Here is an 8,982-nt window from a genome sequence, read left to right on the forward strand (position 1 = left end):
GGCCGGCGATGTCGAGGACGATGTCCTCGCCCCGGGCGGCGAGGATCTCGTCGCTGAGCAGCTGGTACCGGGGGTTGGCGCTGAGCACCTGACGGTCGAGGTGCTGCTCGGTCAGCGTGGGGAGGATCCCGATCATCACCAGGTGGGCGCCGACCTGGGACGACTTGGCCTCGGCGTCGTTGAGATCCCCGCGCAGGTGCTCCTCGATGCGGGTCAGTCCGTCGTCGTGCAGGTGCACCGGCGGCACGTTGATCTCGATGTTGAACTGGCCGAGCTCGGTCTGGAAGTCGGGGTCGGCGATCAGCGCCAGTGCCTCGGCGTTCTTCAGCGCCGGGTCGCCGCGGTCGTCGACGAGGTTGAGCTCGACCTCGAGTCCGCACATGGGGTCGTCGGTGTCGAACGCCGCCTCGCGCAGCATCCGTGCGAAGACGTCGAGGTTGCGACGGATCTTCTCGCGGTGGCGCGTGCGGTCGGCGCGGGTGAACTCCTGCGCCTCGACCTCTTCTCCCATGGCTCGCACCCTAGGGCGTGCGCGACCCCCGCGCCGTCACCCCGCGAGGCGGCACAGCGACGTCTCCCACTCCTGGGGCGGCACCGCGGCCTCCAGCAGCGTCGCGACCATCCCGGCCAGGCCGTGGTCGGGCGAGACCTCCCTCGCCCGGTCGACCGCGCACCAGGCCAGGGCGCCGTGGCCGGAGACCCACGCGCAGAGGGCCAGCAGGCCGGCGGCGTCGGCGACCCGGTCGTGCGGTGCGCGGCGCACCACCTCCGACCACAGGTCGACCAGCCCGGGGGCGCTGGCCCGGGTGAGCCGGCGCTGCACCGGCTCCCGCAACCGGCCCTGCCCCGCGGCGAGCAGCAGCGCGGCCACCTGGTCCTCGTCGGGCCGCTCCCCCGTGCGCAGGAGCACGTCGAGGAGGGCGTCGACCCGGCGCACGGATGGTGGCACCGCGCGGGCGAGGGCATCGACGAGGTCGGGGTCGGGTCCGCCGGGGTGCGGGGCGAGCCCGGACGCCAGGGCGGCCCGGTCGGGGAGGGTCACGCGCCCCTCCACGACCGAGCGGGCCCGGAACCGGTGCCCTGCGGCGTCGTACGCCGTCCCGGGACCCCGCTCGCAGGGTGCCGTCACCGGTCCGACCGGCCACCAGCGGCCGCGGTCGGCGCGCAGGCAGGCGACGACCTCGATGCCGGCGGCCTCCATCCCGGCGGCGACGGCCCGCAGCACCTCGGCGGCCCAGGGCCCGTCGGGGTCGTAGCCGACCAGGAGCACGCGGGCGACCCCGTGCCGCACGGCCGGCTCGCGCAGGACCTCCACGAGGTCGCCGAGGTCCCGACGGTGGCGCGGGAGGTCGACCCGGGCGTGGAAGGGGCGCGGGGCGCCGAAGGTCAGCATGACGAGCGACTCGGCCGGCTCGAAGCCGAGCACGAGCGGCACCGCCGCGAGCACGTCCTCGGGCGTGCGGGAGACGTAGGGCTCGGGGGCGGGGGGCTCGGCGGTGCCGGCGCGGGTCGTGTCCATGCGCAGCAGGCTGCTCGCGTGGCACGCGCCGTGGGGTCCCTCGACCCGGCGCTGGGGACAGGGCCGCACGGGGGTGGGCTGTGGACGACCCGTGGGCCGGGGGCGGGCCTGGGTAGCGTGCGCGACGTGCGTCGCGAAGCCTCGGTCCTCCACCTGGACCTCGACGCGTTCTTCGCCGCCGTCGAGCAGCGCGACAAGCCCTCCCTGCGCGGCCGCCCGGTCGTGGTCGGGGGCACCGGCGGGCGCGGGGTCGTGGCGACGGCGTCGTACGAGGCCCGGATCTACGGGGTGCGCTCGGCGATGTCGACGCGCGAGGCCCGCTCACGGTGCCCGCACGCGGCGTTCCTGTCGGGGCGCTTCGGCGCCTACCGCGAGGCCAGCCGTGCGGTGATGGGTGCGCTGCGCGAGGCCTCGCCGCTCGTGGAGCCGCTGTCGCTGGACGAGGCCTTCGTGGACCTGGCGGCCTCGCCGGACCCGACCCTGGCCGACCTGTCGGTGGAGTCGGTGACCGCCTTCGCCGAGCGGCTGCGCGCGCGGGTCACCGAGGTCACCGACGGGCTGACCTGCTCGGTGGGCGTGGCGACCAGCAAGTTCATGGCCAAGGTCGCCAGCGACCTCGACAAGCCCGACGGCCTGGTCGTGGTCGCGCCGGGCACCGAGCGCGAGCTGCTGCGGCCGATGAGCGTCACCGTCATCCCCGGCGTCGGCCCGGCGACCGCGGATCGGCTGCGCCGCGCCGGGGTGCAGACCGTCGCCGACCTGGAGCAGGTCAGCCAGGAGGAGCTGGTGCGGCTGGTCGGCAGCGCCCACGGCATCGGGCTCTTCCACCTGGCGCGGGCCCACGACGACCGCCCGGTGGTCGCGGAGCGCGAGACGAAGTCGGTGAGCGTCGAGGGCACCTACGACTCCGACCTCTCCGACCTGCGGTTGATGGAGCACCTGCTGGTGCGCCAGTCCGGCGAGGTGGCCGCCCGGCTGGCCAAGGCCGGACTGTCGGGACGGACGGTGACGATCAAGGTCCGCCTCCACGACTTCACCACCACCAGCCGGTCCGCGACCCTGCCCGAGCCGACCGACAGCCCGGCCGTCGTGGCCCGGGTCGTGCGCTCCCTGCTCGCCGAGCTCGCCGCCGGGGTCGAGACCGGTCCCGCACTCCGGGCCGGGGTCCGCCTGCTCGGCGTGGGCGTCTCGGGGCTGGCCGACTGGGTGCAGGACGACCTGTTCGCCGACCTCGACGGGTCTGACGAGGCTGCGGGGACGACGGACGAGGAGGCCGAGGACCTGCCCGAGCCGCCACGCGCGCGCTCCAGCGGATGGGCCCCCGGCGCGGACGTCGTGCACGACGAGCACGGCCGGGGCTGGGTGTGGGGCTCGGGCCGGGGCGTGGTGACGGTGCGCTTCGAGACCCGCGAGAGCCCGGCGGGGCCGGTCCGGTCCTTCCCGGTCGACGACCCGGCGCTGCACCTGTGGCAGCAACCCGAGGACGAGCCGACCGATGACCCCGGCGGGCCCGCCGCTCGCGAGGGCGGCCTCAGCGCGCCCGGGTGAACCCCACCTGCTCCCCCGGCCGCAGCTGGGCGCAGCGCCACAGGTCGGCCTCCTCGACCACGGCCACCACCGGGTAGCCCCCGGTCGGCGGGTGGTCGGCCAGGAACACCACGGGCCGCCCGTCCGGCGGCACCTGCACCGCGCCCAGGACCATCCCCTCGCTGGGCAGCTCCTCGGTGCGCCGGCGCACCAGTGGCTCGCCGTGCAGCCGCAGACCGACCCGGTCGGAGTCCGCCCCGACCGACCAGGTCCGACCGGTGAGCGCCGCGAGCGGGTCCTCGCACCACTCGGCCCGCGGGCCCGGGTGCAGCCGCAGCGGACCGGTCGCCCGGGCGGGCGGTACCTCCGCGCGCCCCGGCTCCCCCCGTCGTACGCCGACGGGCAGCCGGTCCCCGACACGCACCGGTGCGGGGCCGATCCCGGCCAGCGTGTCCGACGAACGCGACCCGAGCACCTCGGCGACGGGCAGGCCGCCGTCGACGGCGAGGTAGCAGCGCAGACCGGTCGTCGGACGACCCAGCACCAGGCGCGACCCGGCCGGCACCCAGACCGCCCGACCGTGCGGCGCCGCGCGACCGTCGACGGCCACCGGGCAGGGCGCCCCCGTCACCGCGACCCAGGCGCCGCTCCCGGGGTCGGCCTCGAGCACGACCTCGAGCCCGCCCAGCAGCACCTCCAGCACCGCGTCGTCGGCCGCACCGCCGACCAGCCTCCGGGCGAGGGCCGCCGCGGGCGCGTCGAGGGCGCCCGCGCGCGGCACCCCGAGGTGGGCCAGGCCGGGCCGCCCGAGGTCCTGCAGCAGCACCGACGGGCCCGTCGCGGCGACGCCGAGCGCGGACGAGCGCACCTCAGACCTCCACGAACCGGACGCGGGTGCCGGGCGTCAGCAGCGCCGGCGGATCACGGTCGGCGTCCCACAGGGTGGCGTCGGTGCGACCGACCAGCCGCCACCCGCCCGGAGAGGCGGTCGGGTAGACCCCGGCCCACTCCCCCGCGAGCGCGACCGAGCCGGCCGGCACCCGGGGCCGCGGGGACGGCAGCCGAGGGACGGCGCGGTCGGCGGGAAGCCCGGAGAGGTAGGCGAAACCGGGCGCGAAGCCGCAGAAGGCGCTCGTGAACGTCGTGGTCGTCAGCGTCGCCCTGACCTCGACCCGGGTGCAGTCCCACAGCCGGGCGACGTCGGGCAGGTCCTCACCGTCGAGGACCACGGGGAGCTCGACCAGCCCGCCCGGGGCCGCGGTGGGGCCCTCCGGGGTCCACGTCGTGAGGGCCGCCGCGACGCGGTCGGGAGGCACCGCGAGCCCGTCGAGCAGCACCGTGCGCGCCGCGGGCACCACCTCGCTCGCCCAGGACGCCGCGCGGCAGTGGGCGGCCAGCGCGAGCGCCGACGCCACGTCGGCAACCTCGAGCAGCACCGCCCGGGGTCCGACCGGCAGGACGCGCACGTCCACCATCAGGTCACAGCCCGCGCAGCCCCAGGCCCGCGGCCTCGAGCGCCTCGCGCACGGCCCGGGTGTGGGCGACCGCACCGGGGTGGTCGCCGTGGACGCAGACCGAGTCCACGGTGCCGGCCAGCTCGACGGCGCGGAAGGCGATCGCCTCGGCGTCCTCGAGCACCGCACCGGGCCGGTCGCGCGGGAGGAGGCGGCCGTCCTCGGCGTACCCCCGGTCCGGGAAGCCTTCGTGGTGCACCGTGCGGCCCTCGGCGACGGCCAGGGTGAGCAGCCGGCCCGGCATGCCGAGCACGGGCAGGCCGCGGGAGCCCTCGAGCACCGCGAGCGCCTGCTCCTCGTCGTCGAGGGTGCGGTGGTAGAGCGCGCCGTGGGCCTTGACGTAGCGGACCTCGACGCCCTCCTCGCCCGCGATGAGGGTGAGGGTCCCGACCTGGTCGGCGACCTGCTCGCGCAGCGTCTCGCGCGCGACGTCGCGGGCCACCCGGCCGAAGTGCTCGCGGTCGGCGTACGAGACCTGGGCACCCACGGACACACCGCGCTCCGCCGCCTCGGCGCAGACCGCGCGCATGATCGCCGGGCTGCCCGCGTGGTAGCCGCAGGCCAGGTTGGCGCTCGTCACCACGCCCAACAGGGCCGCGTCGTCGGTGACGCCCTCCCCGAGGTCGGCGTTGAGGTCGATGTGGGGCACGGGTCGAACCTACCCATCCCCGGCCCTCGGAGGCCGCGGGCGCGAGGATGGGCGCCCGCGTCTAGGGTCGCCGCATGTCCACCGCTCCCGAGCAGCCCAGCGCCCCGCCCCTCGCAGCCGTCCGCACCACCACGCGCGAGGTCCACGGGCGCACCCGCAGCGACGACTACGAGTGGCTGCGCGAGAAGGAGTCGCCGGAGGTCCTGGCCCACCTCGAGGCCGAGAACGCGTGGACGCAGGCCAGCACCGCCCACCTCGCCGACCTGCGGGCCACCATCTTCGAGGAGATCCGCACCCGCACCCGCGAGACCGACCTCTCGGTCCCGACCCGCAACCGCGGTCACTGGTACTACGGGCGCTCCTTCGCCGGCAAGGAATACGGCGCCACCTGCCGGGTGCCCGTGACCTACCCCGACGACTGGACCCCGCCGCAGCCGGCCGAGGACTGCGCCGCCGACCAGCCGGCCCTGCCCGGCGAGGAGGTGCTGCTCGACCTGGACGCGCTCGCGGAGGGCCACGACTTCTTCTCCCTCGGCGGCGCGGCCGTCAGCCCCGACGGACACCTGCTGGCCTACGCCACCGACACCGTCGGCGACGAGCGCTACACGGTGCGGGTCAAGGACCTGCGCACCGGCGAGCTGCTCGACGACGTCGTCACCGGGGTCATCGGCGGCGCCACCTGGGACCGCGCCGGCACGAGCTTCTACTACGTGACCGTGGACGAGTCCTGGCGCGCCGACAAGGTCTGGCGCCACGTGCTCGGCACCCCGCAGGACGCCGACGAGCTGGTCCACCACGAGACCGACGGGCGCTTCTTCACCAGCGTGGGCCGCACGCGCTCGGACCGCTTCATGGTGGTGGCGAGCGGGTCCAAGACCACCTCGGAGTACCGCGTCCTCGACGCCGACACCCCCGAGGCCGGCTGGCAGGTCTTCTGTGCGCGCGAGGAGGGCGTCGAGTACTCCCTCGAGCACGCCGTGCTCGCCGGCGAGGACCGGTTCCTGGTCCTGCACAACGGCACCGGGCCCGACTTCGAGCTCGCCGTCGCCCCGCTGGCACCGACCCCGCGGGACCAGTGGCGGGCGCTGCTGCCGCACGACCCCGCCGTACGGCTCGAGGACGTGGACGCGTTCGCGGGCCACCTCGTGGTGCACCAGCGCAGCGACGGGCTGACCCAGCTGCGCATCCTCGAGCTCGGCGCGGGCGCCACACCCGAGGCGCCGGTGACCGACGACTACCTCATCTCCTTCGACGAGCCGGTCTACACCGTCGGCGCCTCCGGCAACCCCGGCTTCGCGCAGCCCACGGTCCGTCTGGGCTACACGACGATGGCGATCCCCAGCAGCGTCTACGACTACGACGTGCGCACCCGCGAGCTCACGCTCCTCAAGCGCGCCCCCGTCCTCGGCGGCTACGACCCGGCCGACTACGAGGAGCACCGGCTGTGGGCCACCGCCGAGGACGGCGAGCGGATCCCGATCTCGATCGTGTGCAAGCGGGGCTCGCGCGAGGACAGTGGCGGCGGCACCCGCCCGGTGCCCACCCTCCTCTACGGCTACGGCTCCTACGAGGCCTCGATCGACCCGTACTTCTCCATCGCGCGACTCTCGCTGCTCGACCGGGGCGCCGCCTTCGCGATCGCCCACGTGCGCGGTGGCGGCGAGATGGGCCGGCGGTGGTACGACGACGGCAAGCTCATGAAGAAGCAGCACACGTTCTCCGACTTCGCCGCCTGCGCCCGCCACCTCGTGGAGACCGGCTGGTCCTCCCCCGACACGCTCGTCGGCGAGGGCGCGAGCGCCGGTGGCCTGCTCATCGGGGCCGTGGCCAACCAGGCTCCCGAGCTGTTCAGCGGCCTGGTCGCAGGAGTGCCCTTCGTCGACGCGCTCACGACGATGCTCGACAGCACCCTGCCGCTGACCGTCACCGAGTACGACGAGTGGGGCAACCCCGAGGCCGACCCGGAGGTCTACGACTACATGGCCTCCTACGCGCCCTACGACAACGTGACGGCCCAGGAGTACCCGGCGATCCTGGCCGAGACCTCGCTCAACGACACCCGGGTGCTCTACGTCGAGCCCGCCAAGTGGGTCGCCAGGCTGCGCGCCACCGACTCCGCGGGGGCCGGCCGTCCCGACGTGCTGCTGCGCACCGAGATGGCGGCCGGCCACGGCGGCGTCTCGGGGCGGTACAAGTCCTGGCACGACCGGTCCTTCACCCTGGCCTGGATCCTCGACCGGATGGGGCTCGCCGGCTGACGGCGTACCCCTCGTCCTCCGGCGCCGACCGCACGGCCTCGGGCACCGACGTGGTCTACCTCACCCATCCGGAGGGGGCGCGGCGGCGAACGACTCACACGAAGGTGAGGCCCTGAGAAGTCCCTGAGAGTTGGGAAGGGACGCAACTACTCGAGGGCGTCACACGTCGAGCAGTGTGAAGGTCCCACCACCCGGGTGGGTTCCCCAGGGGAATCTCGGGCACCGGTGGGGCGTTGGAGACCGTGAGGCGCTGAGGGCGTCCACGCCGCGAAGGAGGGTTCCATGGCCACCGCCACCCGCACGACCCGCTCGAGCAGCAACCGGGAGATCGAGGGCCGCGACAGCGTCGGACTTTACCTCGACGAGATCGCCCGCAACGAGCTGCTGGACGCGGCGGCGGAGGTCGAGCTCTCCAAGACCATCGAGGCCGGGCTCATGGCCGAGCACCTCCTGGCCGAGGGTCGCATCGGACGCGCCAAGGGGGGCGCACCGATGCGGGCCAGCCAGGAGGAGCTCGAGTGGCTCGCCGAGGAGGGTCGCAAGGCGGTGGACACCTTCATCACCGCCAACCTGCGCCTCGTGGTCTCCATCGCCCGCAAGTACGGCCGGGCGCAGATGCCGATGCTGGACTTGATCCAGGAGGGCAACACCGGTCTGATCCGTGCGGTCGAGAAGTTCGACTACACCAAGGGTTACAAGTTCTCCACCTACGCCACGTGGTGGGTGCGCCAGGCGATCACCCGCGGCATCGCGCAGCAGGCCCGCGTCGTCCGGCTGCCCGTGCACGTGGTCGAGGAGCTCAACCAGGTGGGCGGCGCACGCCGCACCCTCGAGCGCCAGCTCGGTCGCGACCCGGAGCCGCACGAGATCGCGACCGAGCTGGGCATGGAGGTCGAGCGGGTGATGGACCTGCTCTCGTGGGGCCGCGAGCACGTCTCGCTCGACACCCCCGTCGACGAGGACGGCGACACCTCACTGGGCGACCTGATGGCCCAGGAGACCTCGCCGGGCCCCGACCTGACCGTGCTCGACGTGGAGTCCCGTGAGCGGCTCAACACCCTGGTCGGCCAGCTCGACGAGCGCGCCGCCGACATCATCCGCTCGCGCTACGGCCTCACCGACGGCCGCCAGCACAAGCTCGCCGACATCGGCGCCAAGCACGGCATCTCCGCCGAGCGCGTGCGCCAGCTCGAGCGGGAGGCGCTGCAGAAGCTGCGCCGCTTCGCCGATCCGGACCTCGCCGCCGGCTCCGCCGCCTGAGGCCACCGCCGAGGCGTCAGCTCCGAACCCTCGACCCGTCACTTCCTGGTGGCGGGTCGAGTGCTGTCCTGGCGATCCGGTGCGCCTCTGACGCCTCGGGGGTTCAGAACTGACGGCGGATTCAGGGGCCGGTCGCAACACCCTGGGTTTGGTCTTCGGCGAGCAACTTAGCGAAGACCTCTGCTGGGGTGTAGAAGCCGAGTCGTTTGCGGGGCCTGTTGTTGAGCTCGCGGGCGATCTCGGCGAGGTCTTCAC

The 8,982-nt window shown here is 74.6% G+C and carries 7 protein-coding genes and 1 pseudogene; 3 read left to right on the top strand and 5 right to left on the bottom strand.

Annotation, left to right across the window (positions count from 1 at the left end):
- Together Q1V71_RS11070 and Q1V71_RS11075 are read right to left on the bottom strand one after the other, a co-directional pair.
- Positions 1 to 511: pseudogene (locus tag Q1V71_RS11070) on the bottom strand (glutamate--cysteine ligase); the annotation flags it as partial.
- Between the two features lie 36 nt (positions 512 to 547).
- Complete coding sequence (locus tag Q1V71_RS11075) at positions 548 to 1,519, bottom strand: DUF4192 domain-containing protein (protein WP_300643803.1); 972 nt, start codon at positions 1,517 to 1,519, stop codon at positions 548 to 550.
- A 126-nt stretch (positions 1,520 to 1,645) separates the two neighbouring features.
- Between Q1V71_RS11075 and Q1V71_RS11080 the strand changes: the two genes are divergently transcribed.
- Positions 1,646 to 3,067: a DNA polymerase IV gene (locus Q1V71_RS11080; protein ID WP_300643805.1), complete on the top strand. Its 1,422-nt coding sequence runs from the start codon at positions 1,646 to 1,648 to the stop codon at positions 3,065 to 3,067.
- Here the strand turns inward: Q1V71_RS11080 and Q1V71_RS11085 are convergent.
- From Q1V71_RS11085 to Q1V71_RS11095, 3 genes are read right to left on the bottom strand one after another with little or no spacing between them, the layout of a single operon-like run.
- Positions 3,051 to 3,914, bottom strand: a complete 864-nt coding sequence (locus tag Q1V71_RS11085; RefSeq protein ID WP_300643807.1) for a biotin-dependent carboxyltransferase family protein — start codon at positions 3,912 to 3,914, stop codon at positions 3,051 to 3,053. The two genes, Q1V71_RS11080 and Q1V71_RS11085, sit on opposite strands and share 17 nt — an antisense overlap.
- A 1-nt stretch (position 3,915) precedes the next feature.
- Positions 3,916 to 4,521, bottom strand: coding sequence for an allophanate hydrolase subunit 1 (locus tag Q1V71_RS11090; protein WP_300643809.1), 606 nt, complete (start codon positions 4,519 to 4,521; stop codon positions 3,916 to 3,918).
- A gap of 4 nt (positions 4,522 to 4,525) precedes the next feature.
- Positions 4,526 to 5,209: a 5-oxoprolinase subunit PxpA gene (locus Q1V71_RS11095; protein WP_300643811.1), complete on the bottom strand. Its 684-nt coding sequence runs from the start codon at positions 5,207 to 5,209 to the stop codon at positions 4,526 to 4,528.
- 74 nt (positions 5,210 to 5,283) lie between these two features.
- Here Q1V71_RS11095 and Q1V71_RS11100 point away from each other — a divergent pair, with 74 nt between their 5' ends.
- Positions 5,284 to 7,467, top strand: coding sequence for a S9 family peptidase (locus tag Q1V71_RS11100; protein WP_300643813.1), 2,184 nt, complete (start codon positions 5,284 to 5,286; stop codon positions 7,465 to 7,467).
- Between the two features lie 282 nt (positions 7,468 to 7,749).
- Positions 7,750 to 8,727 (top strand): sigma-70 family RNA polymerase sigma factor, encoded by a 978-nt coding sequence (locus tag Q1V71_RS11105; RefSeq protein ID WP_300643815.1) that lies wholly within the window; start codon positions 7,750 to 7,752, stop codon positions 8,725 to 8,727.
- Positions 8,728 to 8,982: the final 255 nt, after the last annotated feature.

Origin of the sequence: Nocardioides sp. (genome assembly GCF_030149505.1) — a bacterium.
Classification (GTDB): Bacteria; Actinomycetota; Actinomycetes; order Propionibacteriales; family Nocardioidaceae; genus Nocardioides.